Origin of the sequence: Polaromonas sp. (assembly GCF_029945685.1) — a bacterium.
GTDB lineage: Bacteria > Pseudomonadota > Gammaproteobacteria > Burkholderiales > Burkholderiaceae_C > Polaromonas.
The window spans coordinates 110,377-131,569 of the sequence record NZ_JAQSDA010000028.1 but is presented as its reverse complement, the minus strand read 5'-3'; the positions used below and the strand labels follow the sequence as shown (position 1 = coordinate 131,569).

At 63.1% G+C, this 21,193-nt stretch carries 19 protein-coding genes; 16 read left to right on the top strand and 3 right to left on the bottom strand.

The genetic code is table 11. From position 1 onward, the window contains the following. Positions 1–84 precede the first annotated feature (84 nt). Genes PSV26_RS21185 through PSV26_RS21160 form a run of 6 tightly spaced genes read left to right on the top strand, consistent with a single transcriptional unit; the run spans position 85 to position 9,088 of the window. Entirely contained in the window at positions 85–1,221 is a 1,137-nt protein-coding gene (locus PSV26_RS21185; protein ID WP_300573855.1) for a nitronate monooxygenase, read from the top strand. Further along, complete coding sequence (locus PSV26_RS21180) at positions 1,218–2,810, top strand: acetyl-CoA acetyltransferase (RefSeq protein ID WP_300573852.1); 1,593 nt, start codon at positions 1,218–1,220, stop codon at positions 2,808–2,810. The genes PSV26_RS21185 and PSV26_RS21180 overlap by 4 nt, the downstream gene beginning before the upstream one ends. A gap of 6 nt (positions 2,811–2,816) precedes the next feature. Further along, positions 2,817–4,955 carry an acetate--CoA ligase family protein gene (locus tag PSV26_RS21175; protein ID WP_300573850.1) on the top strand — a complete coding sequence of 713 codons (2,139 nt, stop codon included), beginning with the start codon at positions 2,817–2,819 and terminating at the stop codon, positions 4,953–4,955. Between the two features lie 33 nt (positions 4,956–4,988). Next, the gene (locus PSV26_RS21170; protein WP_300573848.1) at positions 4,989–5,777 is read left to right on the top strand and encodes an enoyl-CoA hydratase-related protein; all 789 of its coding nucleotides are present in this window, start codon (positions 4,989–4,991) and stop codon (positions 5,775–5,777) included. Positions 5,778–5,802: 25 nt separating this feature from the next. After that, a complete protein-coding gene (locus tag PSV26_RS21165; protein ID WP_300573845.1) occupies positions 5,803–8,076 on the top strand; it encodes an acyl-CoA dehydrogenase in 2,274 nt (757 codons plus the stop codon). Between the two features lie 43 nt (positions 8,077–8,119). Further along, on the top strand, positions 8,120–9,088 hold the full coding sequence (locus PSV26_RS21160) for a tripartite tricarboxylate transporter substrate binding protein (protein ID WP_300573842.1): 969 nt from the start codon (positions 8,120–8,122) through the stop codon (positions 9,086–9,088). Positions 9,089–9,126: 38 nt separating this feature from the next. Here the strand turns inward: PSV26_RS21160 and PSV26_RS21155 are convergent, their stop codons facing one another. From PSV26_RS21155 to PSV26_RS21145, 3 genes are all read right to left on the bottom strand, one after another. Beyond that, complete coding sequence (locus PSV26_RS21155; protein ID WP_300573839.1) at positions 9,127–9,276, bottom strand: SDR family oxidoreductase; 150 nt, start codon at positions 9,274–9,276, stop codon at positions 9,127–9,129. A 74-nt stretch (positions 9,277–9,350) separates the two neighbouring features. After that, the gene (locus tag PSV26_RS21150) at positions 9,351–9,749 is read right to left on the bottom strand and encodes an SDR family oxidoreductase (protein ID WP_300573836.1); all 399 of its coding nucleotides are present in this window, start codon (positions 9,747–9,749) and stop codon (positions 9,351–9,353) included. A 211-nt stretch (positions 9,750–9,960) separates the two neighbouring features. Then, entirely contained in the window at positions 9,961–10,914 is a 954-nt protein-coding gene (locus PSV26_RS21145; RefSeq protein ID WP_366946021.1) for a helix-turn-helix domain-containing protein, read from the bottom strand. A 169-nt stretch (positions 10,915–11,083) separates the two neighbouring features. Between PSV26_RS21145 and PSV26_RS21140 the strand changes: the two genes are divergently transcribed. From PSV26_RS21140 to PSV26_RS21095, 10 genes are all read left to right on the top strand, one after another. Further along, complete coding sequence (locus tag PSV26_RS21140) at positions 11,084–11,902, top strand: glucose 1-dehydrogenase (protein WP_300573833.1); 819 nt, start codon at positions 11,084–11,086, stop codon at positions 11,900–11,902. Positions 11,903–11,933: 31 nt separating this feature from the next. Next, positions 11,934–13,706: an FAD-dependent oxidoreductase gene (locus tag PSV26_RS21135; protein WP_300573830.1), complete on the top strand. Its 1,773-nt coding sequence runs from the start codon at positions 11,934–11,936 to the stop codon at positions 13,704–13,706. Beyond that, on the top strand, positions 13,690–14,028 hold the full coding sequence (locus PSV26_RS21130) for an NIPSNAP family protein (protein WP_300573828.1): 339 nt from the start codon (positions 13,690–13,692) through the stop codon (positions 14,026–14,028). The genes PSV26_RS21135 and PSV26_RS21130 overlap by 17 nt, the downstream gene beginning before the upstream one ends. A gap of 11 nt (positions 14,029–14,039) precedes the next feature. Then, positions 14,040–14,888 (top strand): branched-chain amino acid ABC transporter permease, encoded by an 849-nt coding sequence (locus PSV26_RS21125; protein ID WP_300573826.1) that lies wholly within the window; start codon positions 14,040–14,042, stop codon positions 14,886–14,888. Between the two features lie 14 nt (positions 14,889–14,902). Then, complete coding sequence (locus PSV26_RS21120; RefSeq protein WP_300573823.1) at positions 14,903–15,880, top strand: branched-chain amino acid ABC transporter permease; 978 nt, start codon at positions 14,903–14,905, stop codon at positions 15,878–15,880. Then, positions 15,877–16,596: an ATP-binding cassette domain-containing protein gene (locus PSV26_RS21115; protein ID WP_300573820.1), complete on the top strand. Its 720-nt coding sequence runs from the start codon at positions 15,877–15,879 to the stop codon at positions 16,594–16,596. The genes PSV26_RS21120 and PSV26_RS21115 overlap by 4 nt, the downstream gene beginning before the upstream one ends. Before the next feature lie 58 nt (positions 16,597–16,654). Further along, positions 16,655–17,353 carry an ABC transporter ATP-binding protein gene (locus PSV26_RS21110; RefSeq protein WP_300573817.1) on the top strand — a complete coding sequence of 233 codons (699 nt, stop codon included), beginning with the start codon at positions 16,655–16,657 and terminating at the stop codon, positions 17,351–17,353. 68 nt (positions 17,354–17,421) lie between these two features. Further along, positions 17,422–18,612, top strand: coding sequence for an ABC transporter substrate-binding protein (locus tag PSV26_RS21105; RefSeq protein ID WP_300573815.1), 1,191 nt, complete (start codon positions 17,422–17,424; stop codon positions 18,610–18,612). Positions 18,613–18,634: 22 nt separating this feature from the next. Further along, positions 18,635–19,552: an alpha/beta hydrolase gene (locus tag PSV26_RS21100; RefSeq protein WP_300573812.1), complete on the top strand. Its 918-nt coding sequence runs from the start codon at positions 18,635–18,637 to the stop codon at positions 19,550–19,552. A gap of 13 nt (positions 19,553–19,565) precedes the next feature. After that, positions 19,566–21,191 carry an NAD(P)/FAD-dependent oxidoreductase gene (locus tag PSV26_RS21095; RefSeq protein ID WP_300573809.1) on the top strand — a complete coding sequence of 542 codons (1,626 nt, stop codon included), beginning with the start codon at positions 19,566–19,568 and terminating at the stop codon, positions 21,189–21,191. The last annotated feature ends 2 nt before the right edge of the window (positions 21,192–21,193 follow it).

Genomic DNA, 21,193 nt, shown 5'->3' with positions numbered 1-21,193 from the left:
ACACGGTCGCGCACCCCCGCTGGAGCACTGCAGCCATTCGGCCGATGCGTCGGCGCGCCGTGGTTTACTTTTTTTAGATACGAAATGCATACCCCCATCTGCGACAAACTCGGCTGCGAAGTTCCTATTTTTGCCTTCTCCCATTGCCGCGACGTAGTGGTCGAGGTGACCCGTTCAGGTGGCTTCGGGGTACTGGGCGCCGTCACTTTTTCTCCCGAGCAACTTGAACAGGAGCTGTGCTGGATCGATGACCGGATCGGCGATCGTAGTTACGGCGTGGACGTCCTGATCCCCGAGAACTACGACAAGCAGGTCAGCGGAAACCAGGTTTTAGTGGCATCGCTTGTCCCGCAGGCGCAAAGGCGCTTTGTTGAGGAGATGCTTTCCGGGGCCGGCATTGCCGAACTCCCCGCCGACATGGCACAGGAGGTCGAGGACAGATTTGCCGCACGCCAGCGCACCACCACGCCAGAAGGTGCCCAAGAGCAGATAGAAGTCGCCCTCAGGCATCCCAAGGTGAAGTTGATCGTAAGTGCACTGGGCACGCCGCCGAAGTCTCTGGTTGAGCGGCTTCACGCCAGGGATATGCTGATGGGCGCACTGTGCGGGAAGCCTGAGCATGCCGTGTCGCAACGCGATGCCGGTGTTGACATCATCATTGCGCAGGGAACAGAGGCCGGCGGTCACACAGGGGTCATTTCCACTATGGTTCTCGTGCCCAGCATTGTCGACGTCTGCACACCGGGGATGGCCGTGCTGGCGGCGGGTGGGATCAGCCGGGGCCGCCACATCGCGGCGGCGTTCGCGCTGGGCGCACAAGGCGTATGGTGCGGGACGATCTGGCTTGGCACCCGCGAGAGCGAATTGACACCAATGGAAAAACGGGTGCTCTTTGAGGCGCGGTCGGAGGATGCAGTGCAGCGCAAATGGATGACCGGAAAAACCGTCCGCATGCTGCGCAGCAAGGCCTCCGAAGCCTGGGAGCAGGCTGGCGCGCCCCAGCACCTGAAGCCTCCACTCCAAAATAGCCTGTATTACACGGCAAAGGCACGCATCGACCGGGCGGGGCGGGCCGACTATTGTTCCTTCCCCGCCGGCCAGGTAGTGGGGACGATGCACGAGGAGACGTCTGTGAAGCAGGTCATGCAGGACTTTCTCGTCGAGTATGCGGAGATCAGCGAGCAGCTCGTATCGCTTTACCAGGAACCAAACACCCAATGAACGATTCCACGCGCATTCCCGTTATTGTCGGTGTGGGCCAGATCACCGACACGGTTTCCCCTCCTGAGGAGGCCCGCTCCCCGATCGATTTGATCCGTGACGCTGCGTTGCTTGCCGCTCACGACAGCGGCGCCGGTGAACAGCTGTACCGCAATCTGGACTCAATCACCGTGATCCGGCTGTTCGGGGACAGCGTTCCGCGCTTCAAGTCGCCGTTCGGCAGCCCTGCCAATCCTCCTTGGTCCCTCGCCCTGCGGCTGGGCGCGCAGCCCGGCGATCTAGTCTATCCGCCGGCCGGCGGCGACTCACCCCAGGTTATGCTTGCCAGGGCGTGCGAGCGCATTGCCCAGGGTCAGTCGCAGGCGGCGCTAGTTGCGGGGGGTGAGGCGCTGCGCACCGAACTAGCGGCTCGCCGCGCGGGCCTGAAGCTGCAATGGGACGAAGACGCGCCGAAAGTTCCAGACACGCTCGAGGCCGCGCCTTCAATGTACACGGCGGCCGAGGAGGCGCACGGCATGCGGTCGGCGATCGCGATGTATGCGTTGATCGGCCAAGCCTTGCGCGCTGTCGACGGCCAGAGTATGGATCAGTACCGCGCGAAAAGCGCCGAATTGTTTGCGCGCTTTGCCGCAGTCGCGAAGGACAATCCGCTCGCGACGCGACGGGACGGCTGCTCGGCAGCTGATCTCGCGACGGTCTCGGCAGAAAACCCTTACGTAGGTTTCCCCTACACCAAGCGCATGGTGGCAAGCGCCTACATCGACCAAGCGGCAGCGGTACTGGTGGTGTCCGAGGCGCGCGCGGACGAGCTCAGCATTCCCACAGCCAAGCGGGTTTACTTGCACGGCACGGCGCACGCCCATGACAGTTGGTTTGTCAGCGAACGCAGTCATCTCCATACATCCCCCGCAATGCGCTTGACCGCCAGCCATGCCCTCGCGCAGTCTGGCAAGCGGCTCGACGAGATGGCGTTCCTGGACCTGTACAGCTGCTTTCCGTCTGCGGTGCAGATGGCCTGCCGGGAACTCGGTATCGCGGCCGGGGATGCACGCGGCCTCACGGTCACCGGCGGCCTGCCCTTCTTCGGCGGTCCCGGCAACAACTATGTCACCCATGCAATTGCGCAAATGGTCGACTGCGTGCGCAAGCGGCCAGGCAGCTGGGGCCTTGTCGGGGCTAATGGCGGCCTCGTCACGAAACAGTCGATGGGGGTTTATTCGACTGTGCGGCCGGCTACGCCGTTCCGAATTGACGACGCGGCTATCCAGGCAGAAATCGACCGGGCACAAGCCTTGGTGCTGGCTGCATCGCCCATTGGCCCGGCCACGGTCGAAACCTACTCAGTCCTGCATGGCAAACAGGGGCCCGAGACCGGCCTCATCTTCGGCCGTCTCGACGCCACCGGCGAACGGTTCGTCGCCAATACACCGTCAGACCCGAAAACGATGGCGGCGCTTGAAGCCATCGACTGCCTCCGACTGCCCGGCTTCGTCAAACAGCACGACGGCCGCAACATCTTTACACCAGACTTCAGCCGTGTCTCGCCTCTGGCCAGCCTCCTGAGCCCCGAATACCTCTCTTCTCTATAGCTAAATATGTCCCTCGAATCCTCCAACCTCGCCCGTCTGCTCGATCCCCGTGCCATCGTCCTCGTTGGCGCAAGCGACCGATCTGCGTTTTCGCGTTCCGCCTGGAAAAACCTGCAGGATTTGGGCTACTCGGGAGCTTTGCATCTGGTGAGCCGCAGCGGCGGCATGGCACACGGACAACAGACCCACAGTAGCTGCGCCGAGATCGGCGAAGTCGTCGACGTCGCGCTGGTTATGGTCCCGATCGCAGCCATGGACGAGGTGCTGCGCGACGTTGCCCGCTGCGGCGCGCGCTACGCTGTCGTGCTGGCTGGCGGTTTTGCTGAAACGGGCGACGCGGGCCGCCAACTGCAGGAAGAAATGGTGCGCACGGCGCACCAGCTCGGCATCACCTTGCTCGGCCCCAATTGCCTGGGCTTCATCAACTTCACGCGGCGTGCCGCCTGCTGGACAGGCTCTATGCGGGCGCCAGCGCTCACCGGCCCGATCAGCATCGTGTCCCAGAGCGGTGCAATAGCCACCTTCGCAAAACATTTTGCGCACCAGCAGGGCATTGGGCTTCACTGCGTGATCTCCACGGGCAACGAGTCAATGCTGGATCTGTCCGCCGTCGCAGACCACCTTCTGGACGATGCCGACAACCGGGTTATCGCCCTGTTCATAGAGAGCATTCGTGATGTCGCTCGGTTCCGGGCCCTCGCGCGGCGCGCCATCCAATTGGGCAAACCGCTAGTCGTGCTCAAGGTCGGTCGTTCTCCCCTTGCAACGCAGGCGGCCCAGTCCCACACCGGCTCGATCGTGGGCGACGACAGCGTGTTCGACGGCGTATGCAAGCAGTTCGGTTTGGTCAGGGTGCGCTCGATCGAAGAAATGGTGCTCACGTCACGTTTGCTCGCGATGCTGGGCCCGCTTGATGGCAAGGGCGTGGCATTCCTCTCGGTGTCGGGTGGAATGGGCGAATTGGGCGCTGACTACGCGCATATGGAGGATATTTTTCTGCCGGAATTTGCGCCGGCCACACTTGATGCATTGCGCGAAGCGCTTCCCGCCTATGCTACACCGGCCAACCCGTTGGACATGACGGGCGGCGCTATCAATGATCCACGTCTGCTTACACGAGCGCTAGACACCGTGATGGCCGACCCCGGCGTAGCCTTGACGGTGTGCATTGCTGACGTCCCCACTGGTCTCAACGACGACTGGACCCCTCACTTCGTTTCTTCGGTCCATGAGATCGGCCGAGCCACCACGGGGGCAAAACGTCCTGTCGTCGTGATCAGCCACACGATGAAATACGTTTCCGATCAGGCACGAGCGCTTGCGGCGGAAGCAGCCGTGCCCTACCTGGCCGCTGGTGCCGACCTGGGGATGAAGGCGGTTCGGCATGCGCTATCCTGGTCGGCCCAATACGCCCGGTCCCGCGCTGTGGCCTTTCCGCAGGGCAACGCAGTCGCAACCGCAACGGCCGAACACCCGCACTCGGAATGGGAGTCGCTGCGGTATCTCGCCGGCTTCGAGGTGCCCGTGGTGCCCGCGGTGCTCGCCACCAGCGCCGACGCGGCCATCGCGGCCGCGCAGGCATCGGGAGGGCCGGTGGTGCTCAAGATCGCATCGCCGGACATCGCCCACAAAACCGAGGTTGGTGGCGTCAAGCTCAACCTATCAGGCCCAGACGCAGTGGCTGAGGCTTATCGAGCGATCACGACTTCCGTCGCTGCGGCGGCGCCCGCTGCGCGCATCGATGGCGTGCTCGTGGTGCCGATGCGCCGCCAGGGCGTGGAGCTGTTCGTCGGCGTGCGCCGGGACCCGGAGTGGGGCCACGTGCTTGCGCTCGGCTTGGGCGGCGTGTGGATCGAAGCTCTGAAGGATGTCAGCCTGCGTCTTCTGCCGATCACGTCAGTCGACGTACATGACATGCTGGGCGAACTGCGTGGCACGCGGTTGCTGCAAGGATTTCGAGGCGCACCTGCGGCCGACCTCGACCGCATTGCGCAAACAGTCGCGCGCATCGGCGACGCCGCGCTCGCACTTGGCGCGACATTGGACACGCTCGAAGTCAATCCGCTCCTCGTCGATGGCAGCCGCGTCGAGGCCCTCGACGCTCTGGTCACTTACGCTGATCGACCGGGAACTTCAGCGCATTAGCAACCCAATCAAAGCGACAGGATCTACACACATATGCCGACTTACCAATACTGTTCGGTGGCACGGGACGGCCATCTAACCATTATTACGCTCAACCGACCCGAGGTCATGAACTCCCTGCACTACGAAGCAGATCTGGAACTGCAGAGTGTCTGGGATGATTTTGCCGCAGATCCCGACCAGTGGGTTGCGATCGTTACGGGCGCTGGCGACCGCGCCTTCTGCACCGGCAATGATCTCAAGGCGCATGCGGCGAAGGACACTGCGCGTGAGTTCCCGCCAGGAGGCTTTGCGGGCCTGACGCGCCGCTTCAACCTGGACAAGCCTGTTATTGCGGCGGTCAACGGAATCGCCATGGGGGGTGGCTTCGAACTGGCTCTGGCATGCGACGTCATCATCGCGGCGGAGAATGCTTTTTTTGCACTATCGGAGCCACTGGTCGGCCTTGCGCCGATTGCTGGCGGCGTTCAGTACCTGCCTCGCGCCATTGGAATGCCACGCGCCATGGGAATCCTGTTAACGGGCCGTCGGGTCCCCGCTCGAGAGGCCATGGAGCTTGGAATTCTGACCGCGATGGCGCCGGCATCGGGAGCGCTGGAAGAAGCCCGCAAGTGGGCGGCCCAGATGCTGGCCTGTTCACCCAGCGCGTTGCGTGCGATCAAGGAAGTTGCCCGGAAGACCTTGCTCGACACAAACTTTGAGCAGAACTTCTTGGAGGCGCGTCAATTTCCGGCCGTGCAGCGCATGTACGCCGGCGAAGACTATCGCGAAGGGCCGCGTGCGTTTGCCGAGAAGCGCAAGCCGCAATGGACTAACAAATGATGCCTCCGGGCTGGAAACACCAACAATGACCTTAGATCTCCTCGCTGCAGGCGATTCCTCGGAACTCCGGATGGTGCGTGAATCGGCGCGCGCCCTGCTGACGGATCGGTGGCCACCGCAACAGGTGCTGCACGAGCCGTCGCCACAAGCTTTTGCCGCCTTGTGGCATCTGGCTGCAGAACAGGGGTGGACCGCAGTTGAAGTCGATGGAGAGGAACTGGATGGGCTTTCGACTGCGCTGGTGCTTTTGCAGGAATTCGGACGAGCATCGTGCCCCTTGCCACTCCTTGATTCGGTTCTACTGAACGCAGCGTTGAAGGGCTGCGCCGCTGCGAACGCGACTGCGGTGCGCGATGCATTAGGAAAGGGACAGATGCGTCCCACATGGACATGGGACGCGGACAGCGGCGAGGCCGGTGCATTGACGGTGAGCCTTGAGCGCCCCGACGCGCAGCCCTTGCGGTTGAACGGCCGGGCCGCGTTTGTCGAAAACGCGCAAACCTGTACCCACCTGCTGGTCCCGACCGGCGGCGCGCGCGAGATTGCTATCGTCGCGATTAATGCACCGGGCGTCAGCGTTCTGGCTTCGCCCGGCCTCAGCCGACCGGCCCTTTCTGAAGTCACGCTAGACGGCGTCACGCAGTTCGAATTAGTGCAGATCGGCTGCGACCTCGCAACTCTGATTCCTGTGGCGCGTGTGCTTCTGGCGGCCCGTGCCTTGGGCGCAGCAGCGTTCGGCCTTGAGCTCTTGACCGGCTACGCCAAGGAGCGTAAGCAATTCGGGCAGTTCATCGGCCAGTACCAAGCGATCCAGCACAAGCTCACAAACTGCCTAATGGGCATCGAGATATGCCGCCTCAGCCTGCAAGCAACCGGGGAGGCCGAGGCCTCCCGTAGGCCATACGCTGCAGCTGTCGCGGCCTCGAATGCGGGCGGCGTTCTGCGGCATGTGGCGCTTGAACTCCTGCACGGCTTCGGCGGAATCGGGTTCTGGGAAGAACACGCTATGCCGCAGCTATTCAGGCGTGTTCATAGCGATGTGACCCGGCTCGGTGGTGTGCATGCCGCTCGCCGCATACTCGGCGCACAGCTGCTTGAGGCGCCCGTAGGGACGCGTATGCCTGATCCGGTGCTCGGTGCCGCTGTCGACGACTTTCGCAAGGAAGTGCGGGGCTGGCTAGAAACCAATTGGGACCACTGCTATCCGCAGGCGTCGGCACATCTTCCGGTGAATCACCAGAAGGCCCGTCAGGACTTCAGCCGCCAATTGGGTCGACAGGGCTGGCTGGGTGTGAGCTGGCCGCGCGAATACGGCGGGCAACAGCGCGGCGCACTTGAGCAGATGGTGTTCGAGGAAGAAATGGCCTACGCCGAGGCGCCGGTGACGTTCCATAACACGGCGGCTAACATGATCGGGCCTGCGCTTATCACCCATGGCTCGCCTGACCAGAAGGCGTACTACCTGCCCGGCATCGCTCGCGGGGATATCTCGTTTGCGCTCGGCTATAGCGAGCCGGACCATGGCTCCGATCTGGCCGGCCTGCGGACCGCCGCTACGCGGACGCCCGATGGCGGCTGGCGAGTCCGCGGGCAAAAGACTTTCACGTCCACTGCAGGCTTCTCGACCCACCTGTGGCTTGCGGCACGTACCGACCCCGACAACGCCCGACACGGCGGTATCAGCGTCTTCATCGTTCCCCTGGACGCGCCCGGGCTGACGATGCATCCGATGATGGGGCTCAACGGTCACCGCGCCAACACTGTTTTTCTCGACGATGTACAGCTGCCGGCCGATGCGCTGGTCGGCCTTGAAAACGGCGGCTGGAAGATCATTACTGACGCTCTCGCCTATGAACGCGCCTCACTGGCCGGTATCGCTGCCCGCGCGCGCGGCTACTTCGACCAGATGCTTGATCACTTGCGCGCCGCGACGGTCGATGGGCGACCCGCCGCTGGCGACCCGCTGGTGCGCGACCGTGTCGGCGAATTGACCGCGCAGATCGAATCGGCTCGCCTGTTGGCAATCCAGACTGCGGAGATCATTCAGCGCGGCTTAGTGCCGCAGTACGAAGCTGCCATCTCCAAGGTCTATGGCAGCGAACTCATGGAGCGCCTGGCAGAGGCCGCTTTCGACCTGCTGGGGACCGGTGCCGCGCTGGAGCGTGGCTGTGTCTCGGCGCTGGTGGACGGGCGGTTCGAGTACGCGGTGCGTGACGCGCCGCTCTACACCATCGGAGGCGGCACGAACGAGATTCAGCGAACCCTGATCGCATTGCGCGGCCTCGGCCTGCCGCGATGATCCATCGCCGGAGCCAAACTTTCACCAACCCCAAGGAGACTACATGATGCACCGCAGAACCGCCATCGCAGCCACGTTACTAACCGGACTTGCCGGTGCAGTGATGGCCCAAAGCAGCTACCCGAGCCGCCCGATCAAGATCATCTACACGTTTGCGCCCGGCGGTACGGGGGACATCATCGCTCGCACACTTGCCAACTCGCTCACGGAGATACTCGGGCAGTCTGTCGTCGTTGAGAACCGTACCGGTGCTTCGGGCGCGATCGGCATTCAGGCTGTCGCGCGTTCCCCCGGCGATGGCTACACGCTCCTTGTCACGACGGCAACCACAGTAGTGCAGGCACCAATGGTTCTGAAAGAGAGCGGGTTCGACCCCATCAACACTCTGGTGCCGTTGGCCAACCTCGCCATGACTCCGCTGGTCTTGATTGCGAACGAGAAAGTGCCGGCAAACGACTTCCCGTCGTTCGCCGCATGGGCGAAGAAGCAGCCGGACGGGGTCAACGTCGCCGTGGCCGGGCCGACGCTCGAAGTAGCGACGGCACTGCTCGCACGCGACGCTAAGCTAAAGTTCACCAATGTGAACTATCGCGGCCAAGCACCTGCACTACAGGCGGTGCTCGCGGGAGAGGTGAACGTGTTCTTCTGCCCGCCTTCGACTGCGATGACGGAATTCATCAAGCAGGGCAAGCTCAAGGTGATCGGCGTCACCTCGGCCGATCCATCACCGGCTGTTCCAGGCGGCGTTCCGATTAGCCGGTTCGTGCCGAACTATGTACAGGACATCAACTTCGCTGCATGGTCGTCTCCCGGAACACCGCCCGAGGTCGCGAACCGTCTGCGCGCTGCCATCAAAAAGGGTATGTCGCAGCCGGGCATGGCGGAGAAATTCCTCGCGTTCAGTGTGCCGCTGGCGTTGGGAGAAGCGGCAGACGTGACGCGAATCCTCAAGCGTGAAGACGGCAACATCCGCAAGATTATGGAAACTGTGCCGATCCGGTTCGGCGGCTAGAACGGCTTCAGGGCGAACCTTCAATTCACCCGCTTCGGTTAGAGCGGTGGCAGCTTGCCTTCCGGCGCGCCGGAGGCTAGCCAGGCACTGTCCACCGGCATGGTGGCGCCCGTGATGAAGCTGGCACGCGAGGAGGCCAAGAACGCGATGGCCTCGGCAATCTCGGCGGCTTCTCCGAGCCTGCCCATGGGCGTATGTCCCTCGTGGGCTGAAGATCCAGCGCGCCGCGTTTCGCCAGGTCGCGGACCAGCTCGGTCAGCACTTAGCCCGGAGCCACCGCATTGACCCGCACGCCGTCGCGAGCCCATTGGCTGGCCATGGTGGCCGTCAGGGCGGATATGCCGGCCTTGGCGGCGCCGTAGGCATTCCGGCCAGGATGCCCACCCCAACCGGCGATGGAGCTGATGTTGACGATGGCGCCGCTGCCTTGCGGGATGAATACACGTGCCGCTTCGCGGCTCGCGAGGAACGTTCCCCGCAGATGAACGCCGAGCGTCAGGTCGAAGCCAGCCACCGTCTGTTCGAGCGTGCCGACCGATTGCTCGCCGATGCCGGCATTGTTGACCAGCACATCGAGTCGGCCAAACTTCTGCAAGGCGAACGACGCGGTGAATTCGTCAATGCTGCCGTCCTGCTTGGCTCGAGCTAATTTGTTGATCACATCGTAGCTGCGGTTCTAGCCGGCAGCACGTTCGCTGGCTCAATCGAGATTCATCACGGCCAGCAGCCAAGCGCAAATTCGCACATGGCAAAAGCAAGAGAGAAACTGTTGGTCAAAAACACCCGGATGCGCTGCGCTCGTAGGGCATATTGATACGCCTGACGCAACAAGAAAAACGGATCGAAAAGTCAACCGTGCAATGAAACCTCAGTCAACGACGGAGACTTCCGATGTTGTCCAGGGCTTTGTTCCTGAAATTTTTTGGACTCAGACCGGTGTGCTTGCGAAAGAAGCGTGCAAAATAGGCCTCATCGGCGAAGCCAAGGTTCATCGCGATGATCTTCACACTGCTGATGGTGTATACCAAGTCGCGCTGAGCTTCGTGCACTAATCTGGCATTGATCACGTTCAGCGCCGATATGCCCAGCACATCGCGGCAGATTCTGGTGAGCTGTCCGCCGGTCACGCTTAGTTCCTGAGCATACGCATCGACCGACAGGTGCTCGCGAAAGTGTTCGTCAACAAGTGCCCGAAACTTTTCCAATTGCACTGCCTTGCGCGCTGGGGCAGGATGGGACACCGGTTTCAGGGCATCGCTGATTCGTGCGACCTGCACCAGCAGCGCAGTGACGATTAACATGCCGGCCGCCACCGTTCCCACCGCGCTGGTGCGCCATTCATGTTCGATCGCGGTGAACAGCGGCATCAACGCGTCTGAGTCGCGCGCGGTGACCGGCAGTACCTCGGGCGTCCGGATGGACTGGAGCAAATCAGGCGCGACGATACCGGCGAGCGATTCCAGGGGCTTCTGCGTTGCAGTTACAACCGGTCCATCAATGTCGGACGAGAAGTGGAATCCATGCACGTTTTGCGCAGGAATCTTGACCAGGCAAGGCGTATTGATCGGCCAGTTCGCGCCCTTCAGCAGAACCTTTCCACCCCCTCGTTGGATCAGCAACAACTGAATGAAAGCGTTGTGCACATGGGGCTGGATTTCCCAGTTGTAGGGCCGTGAGCGGTCAGGAATTCGTTCGAAATGGAAAGAATCGATCCAGCTGGGCTGGGCTTGATCACCGTAGAGCGCATAGTCGGGAATGTTTCGTGACATAGGGAAAACACTGGCTTTTGATGCCGAAATTGTCCTGGTTTTTGCAGAAATCGTCAAGGTTTCATCCTTCCCCTCAATGCACACTTCCGGTTATAAAAGTCAGGAGACATTTCTATGTATAAACCTAGCGATAGCGTTCGCGCAATGTTCGATTTTCATCTCGTCATTGCCCCATCTCACAGCCGGTTTTTCACCAGCTTTTTGAGCATCGAAGCAGGGACGCAGCGTGGCTGATTTGCGCGACTGGTTGGACTTGTCGGATCGCGTCTGCGTGGTCACCGGAGCCGCAAGCGGCATTGGCGCGGCCGTGGCGCGCGCGCTGGCGCAGGCTGGTGCGCGTTTGGCATTGCTAGACCGAGACGAGGGCAACTGCCAGCGCGTAGGGGAAGAACTGTCCCTGACGGGTTCGGAGGTGATTGCCATCGGTTGCGACACTTCACGCGAAGACGAGGTCGCCGCTGCCGCCGATGAAGTACGCGCGCGGCTGGGGCCGTGCACAGGCCTTGTGAACAACGCAGGTATGCTGCGCTCGAACAGCTTGGATGACATCTCGCTGGAGGAGTGGAATGCCGTGATGGCCGTCAACCTAACGGGTTATCTCTTGTGCGCGCGCGCGTTTTCGCGCGACATGCGTGAGCAGGGCGGCGGTGCCATGGTGCACGTGGCCTCCATCGCGGGCCATTTCCCCCAGACGAACAGCGGCGCGTACAGCGCGAGCAAAGCCGGTGTGCGCCTACTGTCCCGGCAGATGTCGGTGGAGTGGGGTCCCTTGGGCATCCGCAGCAATACCATCTGCCCCGGGATGATCCGTACCGCACTGTCGGCAGCGTTCTATGCGCAGCCCGGCATCGAGCAACGGCGTTCGGCCATCACGGCCAGCAAGCGCATCGGCGAGCCTTGTGACATCGCCGACGTTGCACTCTTTCTTATCAGTAAGCGTTCAGCGTACGTCAACGGAACGGATATTTTGGTCGATGGCGGCATGTCTTCCATGCTCATGGATCTGGTGCCCAGGCCGGGTTTCAATGACGGCGGGCCGCTGTGACGGCATCGCCCTTTTACGAGGCACTTCGCAAATGACTATTTCTGCTGCAATACGGCCAAAGGCCCCGATAACCGAATGCGACGTGCTGGTGATCGGCGCGGGCGCCGGTGGCCTGTCCACCGCGATCAGCGCCAAGCACCACGGGCTGGACGTGGTGGTGGTCGAGAAAGCGCCAGTGTTCGGCGGAACCACCGCATTCTCGGGCGGCGTGCTCTGGATTCCCGGCACCTCACACGCGCGCAAAGCCGGTATTCAGGACAGTCGCGAAGCGGTGATGCGCTACATGCGCGCCGAAACGGGCGCCTACTTCGATGGTCCGGCGGTCGAGGCTTTCGTGGACCGAGGCCCGGAGATGGTGGACTTCTTCGAGCGCGAGACCGAGGTCAAGTTCATCCCCACGCTCTACCCCGACTACCACCCCGATGTCGACGGTGGCGTGGATATTGGTCGTTCGATTCTGGCCGCACCGTTTGATATTCGCGGCCTGGGTGAAGACATGGCGCGCTTGCGCCCGCCGCTGAAGACCATCACCTTCATCGGCATGATGTTCAACTCGTCCAACGCCGACCTCAAACACTTCTTCAACGCGACCAAGTCGTTGAAGTCGGCCATGTATGTGTGCAAGCGCTTGGTCAACCACGTCCAGGAACTGGTGCTCTACCACCGCGGCGTGCAGGTCACCAGTGGTAACGCGCTGGCGGCGCGGTTGGCCAAGTCGGCGCTGGATCTAAGGATTCCCATTCACACCGCCACGCCGGCGCAAGAGCTGCTGGTGGAGAACGGCCGCGTGGTTGGCGCGCGCGTCAGCGGCCCGGACGGCGAACGCGTCATCCGCGTGCGCAAGGGCGTGGTGCTGGCCACCGGTGGATTCGCGCACGACCTCAAGCGCCTGCAAAGTGCCTACCCGCACGTGCGGCGCGGCGGCGAGCACTTCTCGCCCGTGCCCACCGATAACACCGGCGACGGTGCGCGCATGGCCGAACAGGTGGGTGGCTCGGTGCCGATCCGCTTCGCCTCGGCCGCAGCGTGGATGCCCACGTCCAAGGTGCCCCGCAAGGACGGCAGCTTTGGCGCCTTCCCGCACCTGCTAGACCGCTATAAGCCCGGAATCATCGGAGTGCTGAGGAACGGGCGGCGCTTCACCAACGAATCGAACTCGTACCACGACGTCGGCGCGGCCATGATCGAGGCTTGCAAGAACGACCGCGAGACTGCGATGTGGCTGATCTGCGATCAGGCCACCATCAGCAAGTACGGCCTGGGCTATGCCAAGCCCGCACCCATGCCCCTGGGCGGCTTTGTACGCAATGGGTACCTGAACAAGGGCCGCACGCTGGACGATCTGGCGAAGAGCGCCGGCATCGATCCTGCCGGCCTGGAGCAGGCGGTGCGCACCTACAACAAAGGGGCGGTGCGCGGCGAAGACCCCGAGTTCGGCCGTGGTCGCAACTCGTTCAACCGCTACCTGGCCGACCCAGAACACAAGCCCAACCCCTGCGTGGCACCGATCGGTGATGGCCCGTACTACGCGCTCAAGCTGCTGGTGGGCGACCTAGGCAGCTTCGATGGCATCACCACCGATGTGGCCGGCCGCGTGATCGGCCCACAGGGTGAGCCGATCACCGGCCTGTTCACCGTAGGCAACGACCGCGCCAGCGTAATGGGCGGCAACTACCCCGGCGCGGGCATCACTCTGGGGCCGATCATGACCTTCGGCTACCTCACCGGGCGTTTCATGGCCGGCCTCGAACCTGGCCTGGAGACAGCCGTTCAACAGGAGGAGGCCCATGCTGTCGCCGTCTAAAGCGCTGGTCGATCACCGCATCTACACCATCACGCTTCGCAAGATGCCGGAGTTCCTGGAGGTCTTCGACCGCCTGGCCATGCCGGTGCTGCTCAAGACCCTAGGCACGCCTCTGGGTTTCTACACCAGCTTCGTCGGCCGGCAGAATCAGTTCGTTCACCTCTGGGGCTACGACGACATGACCGACTACGAGCGCCGCTCTAGGGGGCGCGATGCGCATCCGGACTTCCCGGCCTACCTCTCGGCCTCCGAGCACCTCATCATCTCCCAAGAGACACAACTCATCCGTCGCACCGATCTGCCCTGCGTCCGGCAACTCTGACAAGGACACCGATGCTCATCCACATTTTCAACGGACTGGTCTATGGCGCGCTGCTGATCGTCATGTGCTCTGGCCTAGCGCTCATCTATGGCTTACGCCGTGTGGTAAATTTCGCCCACGGTTCGCTCTACATGCTCGGTGCGTATCTGGGCTACTCGATCGCCGTGCACAGCAACTTCTGGGTGGCCCTGGTCGCGGCGCCGGCCGTAATGGCGGCGCTGGGCGTCCTGCTAGACCGCTTTGGTTTTCGCCTTCTGCAGGACCGCGATCCGCTCACTGTCGTGCTGGTGACCTTCGGGCTCCTGCTCGTGGTCGAGGACTTCGTGCAAACGGTGTGGGGACGCGGCAATCTCTCCATGCCCGCGCCCGGCCTGCTGAGCACCTCAATCGAACTGCTGGGCATGTCCGTGCCGGCCTACCGCGTGGCCGTGATCGGTGTGGGCACCTTGGTGGCTATCGGCCTGAGCCTGTGGCTGCGCTACTCGAGCGCGGGCCTGTTCGTGCGGGCCTCCAGCACCGACCCGACCACCACTGCTATGCAGGGCGTCAACACCGACGCTCTGTCGGCCGGCGTGGTGGGCTTGGGTACTGCGCTGGCGGGCTTGGCCGGTGTGGTGGCCGCGCCCTTCCTGGCGCTCTCACCGTCCATGAGCAGCGACGTGCTGATCGATTCCTTCGTAGTGGTGGTGATCGGCGGCTTAGGCAGTCTCGCTGGCGCCTTCGTTGCGGCCATCGTGCTGGGTCTGGTGCAGTCGCTAGGCGCGGTATATCTCCCGGCGGCGTCCGCAGTGCTTCCGTTCGCCCTGATGATCGCCGTGTTGCTGTGGAGGCCTTCCGGCCTCGCTGGCAGCCGCACCTGAGCAGGGGATATCGCATGAGCTTGTTGCGCATCCTTCTTCTCGCTGCTGCGGCGTTCGCGCTCGGGGGTGTCTTGGCCACTGCGGTCGGCTCCAACACCGTGCTGTCGCTGTTCACCCAGGCCGCCATCTATGCCGTGTTCGCGCTGGGCCTGGGGCTTCTGTTGCGTCAGAACGGCATGGCGAGCTTCGGCCACGCCGCCTTCTTCGGCACCACGGGTTATGCGATCGGCCTGTTGCTGCAGGTGCGGGGCCTGCCTGCCGAACTCGCCATCGTTCTGGCGGTGGGTGGCGTCAGTCTGTTCGCCTTCATGCTCGGTCTGATCATCGTGCGCGTGCCGGGCATCGCCTTCGGCATGCTAACGCTCGCGATCGGGCAAATGTTCTTCCTCACCGCGTCGCGCTCGCGCGGCCTCACGGGCGGCGCCGACGGCATGAACATCGACTGGCCTTCCACCTTGTTCGGCGTGTCAACCTCCATGATCCTGAAACCAGGCGCGATGTTTCTGGTGTGTTGGGGCAGCCTGATCGTGTTGCTTATCATTCTCACGCTGTTGCTTCGCACAAGGTTTGGCGCCATCACCGAAGCCGCGCGCGACAATGAGGAGCGCGCGCGCTTCATCGGCATCCGCACGCTGCTGCCGCGCGCGGCGATCTTCGCGCTGTCGGCCGGGATCACATCGGTGGCCGGCGTGCTATCGGCCATCAACACCGGTTTCGTCTCGCCCGAGAGCCTGCACTGGAGCGTCTCGGGCGTGGCGCTGATGATGGTGGTGGTGGGCGGCACACGCCTGCTCTGGGGGCCAGCACTAGGAGCCATCGTCTACTTTCTCGTCAAGGACTTGCTGGGCGACTTTGCCAACCATTGGATGGCGATCTTCGGCATCGCGCTCATCGTCGTGACGGTGTTCGCCCCCGAAGGCATCGCCGGCGCGCTGGCGCGGTTGGGCCGCTCGATAGCGCGGCCCGGTCATCTCAAAGGAGGCAAGGCATGAGCGACGTCGTGTTACAGGCGACCGACGTCGCCATCCACTATGGTGGGGTCAAGGCGGTAGACGGCGTCGATCTGCGCCTGGAGCGCGGAAAAATTCGTGGATTGATCGGCCCGAACGGTGCCGGCAAGTCCACTGTCATCGATGCCATCACCGGGCGGCGGCGCCTCACGCGCGGCCAGGTCCACCTGCTGGGCCAGAATGTGAGCGCGCTCGACGTGCGGGCTCGACGCCAGCGCGGACTCTCCCGCAGCTTTCAGCGTACCAGCATCTTCGGCGGCATGACGGTGCGCCGGCAGGTGGAACTTGCCTCGCACATGATGGACCCGGCCAATGCCGAGGCCGACACCCGGGACGTGCTGCGCGAACTCGCGCTCGAACCCCTAGGCGACGTGCTGGCGAACGACCTTGGCTATGGTGAACAACGCCGCCTGGACCTAGCCCTCGCGCTCGTGGGCAGGCCCGCTGTTCTGCTGCTGGACGAACCGATGGCCGGCCTGTCGGTACAAGAGTCGCACGATCTGGCCAAGCACCTGCAGGCCCTGACAACACGGCGCAACGTCTCGGTACTGCTGGTCGAACACGACATGGACGTGGTTTTCGGCATTTCGAACGTCATCACCGTGTTCGAACTGGGCCGCGTGATCGCCGACGGCTCGCCCGCCAGCGTGCGCGCCAACCCGCGCGTGCGCGAGGCCTACCTGGGGAGCACGGCATGAACCGAGTCTTGAACCGCTCAACGGCGGCGGGTGCGCAAGATCGCACGGAGGTGACCCCATGAGCACGTTGCTCGCACTCGAAGACGTGGATGCCTTCTACGGCTCGGCCCACATCCTGCACAAACTGAGCCTGTCGATCGGGGAGGGCGACCGCCTGGCGCTCATCGGCCGCAACGGCGTCGGCAAGACAACCGTGGTCAACACAGTGCTCGGCCTGGCCTCGCTGCGTGGCGGTACGGTGAATGTGGGCAATCGCATGGTGGCCCGCCCGCGGCCCTACATCGCACCCAAGGCCGGTGTGGCCGTGGTGCCGCAGGGCCGGCGCATCGTGGCCAATCTGTCGGTGGAGGAAAACCTGCTGCTCGGCGCCGCCACAAGGCGCAAAGGCCCCTGGAACCTGCCGGCGGTGTATGAGCTTTTCCCCATCCTACAAGAGCGCGCGTACACGCCCGGGGTGGCGCTGTCGGGCGGCCAGCAGCAGATGCTGGCGATCGGCCGGGCGCTCATGGCTAACCCGTCGCTGATTCTGCTGGACGAACCCACCGAAGGCCTGGCGCCGGTGATCGTCGATCAGTTGGCGGTGGTGTTCAACAAGGTGGCCGCACAGGGCATCTCCCTGCTGCTGATCGAGCAGAACATGAGCCTGGTCATGCGCGTCGCGCAGCGCTATTGCGCCATGGCCAAGGGGTCGATCGTGGCGCAGGGCGATGTGGACGCAGCCAGCCTGGAGACATTGCATCAGCACGTCATGGTGTAGCGGGCACGTCATTCGACGGAGTGCCGTTGCCGGCACGCCGGTTTTTTCAGCATACACAAGGAGACAACATGCAGGCATTCCGTTTTACCCGCCGCACGATCGCGGCATTTGCGCTGCTGGCCGCAGCACCCCTGGCGGCGTTATCGCAAGGCAAGGAGCCAATGAAGATTGGGCTCGCGTCGTCGAAGTCAGGCGTTTTTGCACAACAGGGCGAGGAAGTTATCCGCGCGGTGCAGTTCGCAGTGGAAGAGGCCAACGCGCGGGGCGGCGTCGACGGCCGACAGGTATTGGTACAGACGGCTGACGACGAGAGCACACCCGAGGCGGCACGGCGCGTGGCCGAGAAGCTGGCGCGTGACGGTCACAACCTGCTCATCGGATCGATTCCTTCGTCGGCATCGCTGGCCCTGTCCCAGAGCCTAGACCGCTGGAATGCGCTGTATTTCACCGTGGCAAGCAAGAGCGACAAGCTCACCGGTGACACCTGCCGCCCCCGCCACTTCCGCACCAACCATTCAGATGCGATGGATCTAGCCATGATCGTCGAGTGGTCGAAGACCTTCAAAGAGAAAAAGTTCGCCGTGCTGGGTGCCGACTACGTGTGGGGACGTGACTCCGGCGAAGCCTTCGAACGCGCGGTGAAATCGATGGGCAAGAGCGTGTCGCTCAGCCTCTACGCGCCGCTGGGAACGAAGGACTTTTCGCCCTACATCGCCCAGCTCAAGGCCTCTGACGCCGAAGCGATCTGGGTGGCCGAAGTCGGACGCGATGCGATCGCGTTCATCAAGCAGGCTCAGGAGTTCGGCCTGATCCCCGCCAAGAAGATCATCGGCCATGCGTTGATCCAGAACTTCGTGGTGGACGCCACCGGCACTGCGTTGGAGAACACCATCGGAAACACGGCCTATTCGCCGGACATCGACACCCCGCGCAACAAGGCCTTCGTGGCGAACTGGAAGGCGCGCTTCAACCGCCTGCCCACCGACAACGAAGGCCAGGCCTACAACGGCATGTTGGTCATGTTCGATGGTGTCAAGAAGGCCGGCAGCGTCAAGCCCGAGGATGTGGCCAAGGCGCTGCGCGGCGCCACCGTCGAGAGCCTGTATGGTCCGGCGCTCATGCGTGCACAGGACAACCAGTTGGTCCTACCGAACTATGCCGGGCGCGTCAAGCGCGTTGAGGGGGTGCTGAGACCGGTGGTCGAGCAGCGCTTCGGCGCCGCGCTCACGCCGCCGCCCTCGCCGCTTTGCAAGATGTGACCCTTCCTGAAGGACCGTTGCCATGCCCTTGCATCCTGTATTTCAGGCCGCGTTGAACGCCGCCCAAGCCGCGGGTCGGCCGGCGCTCTCGGCCGGCACCATCGCCGCCGCGCGCGAGGCGGTGGCCGCCGGTGCCAAGTCGCTGGGGGTCGGACCGGAGCTCGGATCGGTTCGTCCGCTGACGCTGCCCGGGCGCAGCGGCCCGGTGCCGGCCACGCTGTACCGGCCAGCGGGTCAGGTGCTCGGCCTGGTGGTCTACGTGCACGGTGGCGGCTGGGTGGCGGGCTCGGTGGAAGGCTTCGATGCACTGGCCCGGGCGTTAGCCGCCCGCAGCGACTGCGCGGTGCTCAGCGTGGACTACCGCCTAGCGCCGGAGCACCCCTTCCCTGCCGGCCTTGAAGACGCCGAAGATGCAATTCGCTGGGCTTGGGCTCAGCGCGCCGAGCTGGCAGTTAAAGATGCTGCACTCATCGTGGTCGGTGACAGTGCGGGTGCCAACCTCGTCACCGTGGCGGCGCGCGCTCTCGCGGCCGAGATCGAGATCGCGCTGCAACTGCTCTTTTATCCGGTGACCGATCAAGACTTTGACACGTCGAGCTATCAGGAATGCGCTGAGGGCTTCTCGCTCACGCGTGAAGACATGCGCTGGTTTTTCTCGAACTACGCTCCTGAGGCGCAGTGGAGTGATCCGCGCATCGCTCCGATGCGCGCCCCGCTCGCGGGATCACCGCCGGCGTGGATCGCCGTAGCCGAATACGACGTGTTGCGCGTCGACGGCGAGCGCTACGCACAGCAACTCAAGGAGGCGGGTGTAGCCGTGGAAACCAGAACATGGCCCAGTCTCACCCACGGCTTTGCTCGCTGGTTCAATTTGGTGGATGTAGCCAACGAGGCGGTCGATGCCGCGGCTGCGGCTATTCGCCGGGCGGCGTCAAGTTGATGACGAATGACAAATGAACGGAGATCAATTGATGGATGAAACACAGAAGCGCGAACCGCTGGACGTCGTGGTTATCGGCGCGGGCTTCGCGGGCTTGTACATGTTGCACAAGCTAAGGGCGCTGGGTATGAAAGCCGTGGTGCTGGAGGCCGCCGAAAATGTGGGCGGAACCTGGTACTGGAATCGATACCCTGGCGCGCGCTGCGACGTAGAAAGTCTGGAGTATTCGTATTCGTTCGACGACGCGCTACAGCAGGAATGGCACTGGTCGGAACGGTATGCGACGCAGCCAGAGCTCCTGCGCTACATCAACCACGTGGCTGACCGGTTCGATCTCCGGCGCGATATCCGGTTCAACACCCGGGTGGCTTCGGCCGCGCGCGACGAGCAGAACAACCTGTGGACGCTGAGTAGCGAGGGGGGCGAGACCTTTACCGCGCGCTACTGCATCTCGGCGGTGGGCTGTCTCTCGCTGCCCAGCCTACCCGCATTCAAGGGTCGGGACAGTTTCGCCGGCCGTCTGTACCACACGGGTCTGTGGCCGCGCGAAGGCGTGGACTTCACCGGCTTGCGGGTGGGTGTGATCGGCACCGGTTCTTCGGGCGTGCAAGTCATTCCGCACATTGCGCAGCAGGCCAAACACCTGCATGTGTTCCAGCGGACGCCGCATTACAGCGTGCCAGCGAAGAACAGGCCGCTTGATCCAGGCGAAACCGCCCGTTACAAGGCACGCTATCCAGAGCACCGCGAAGCGGCACGTCAATCCGCCATCGGCATCGCGGGCTTCCCGGTGCCCACTCAATCTGCACTCGAGGTGAGCGCCGAAGAACGCACCGAGGCCTACGGCATGGGTTGGGAACGCGGTAGCACTGGGTACACGCGCATCTACACCGACATCCTCAAGAACGAAGTGGCAAATGCCACGGCATCCGATTTCGTGAAAATGCGCATCCAGCAGGTTGTACGCGACCCAGCCGTGGCGACGAGGCTCACGCCGCGCTACATGATCGGCACCAAGCGCTTGTGCCTGGACACCCAGTACTTCGAGACCTACAACCGCGAGAACGTGGTACTGGTCGATGTGAGCGAAGCGCCAATTGATCAGATCACTGAACACGGCATCCGCACCACGGCGCGCGAGTACGAACTCGACGCGATCGTAATGGCCACGGGGTTCGACGCCATCACTGGTGCCCTCAAGGGCATCGATATCCGTGGTTCCGGGGGCCAGTCACTGGCGCAAAAGTGGGAGGCGGGACCACGCGCCTATCTAGGCCTCATGACATCGGGATTTCCCAACTTGTTCTTGATTACCGGACCGGGAAGCCCCTCGGTGCTTAGCAACGTAGTGACTTCCATTGAACAGCACGTGGAGTGGATTGCCGACTGTCTGGCGCATCTGCGCCAGCACGGCATCGCCCGCATGGATGCGGACCTTGCAGCGGAAGACCGCTGGGTCCAGACCGTCAACGAAGCCGCCAACGCCACCTTGCTCCCCAAAGGTAACTCGTGGTACTTGGGCGCCAACGTGGAAGGCAAGCCCCGCGTCTTCATGCCCTATGCAGGCGGCGTTGGCAACTACCGGGTTGTTTGCGACCAGGTGGTGATCGACGGCTATCGCGGGTTTTTGCTGAGCTGATA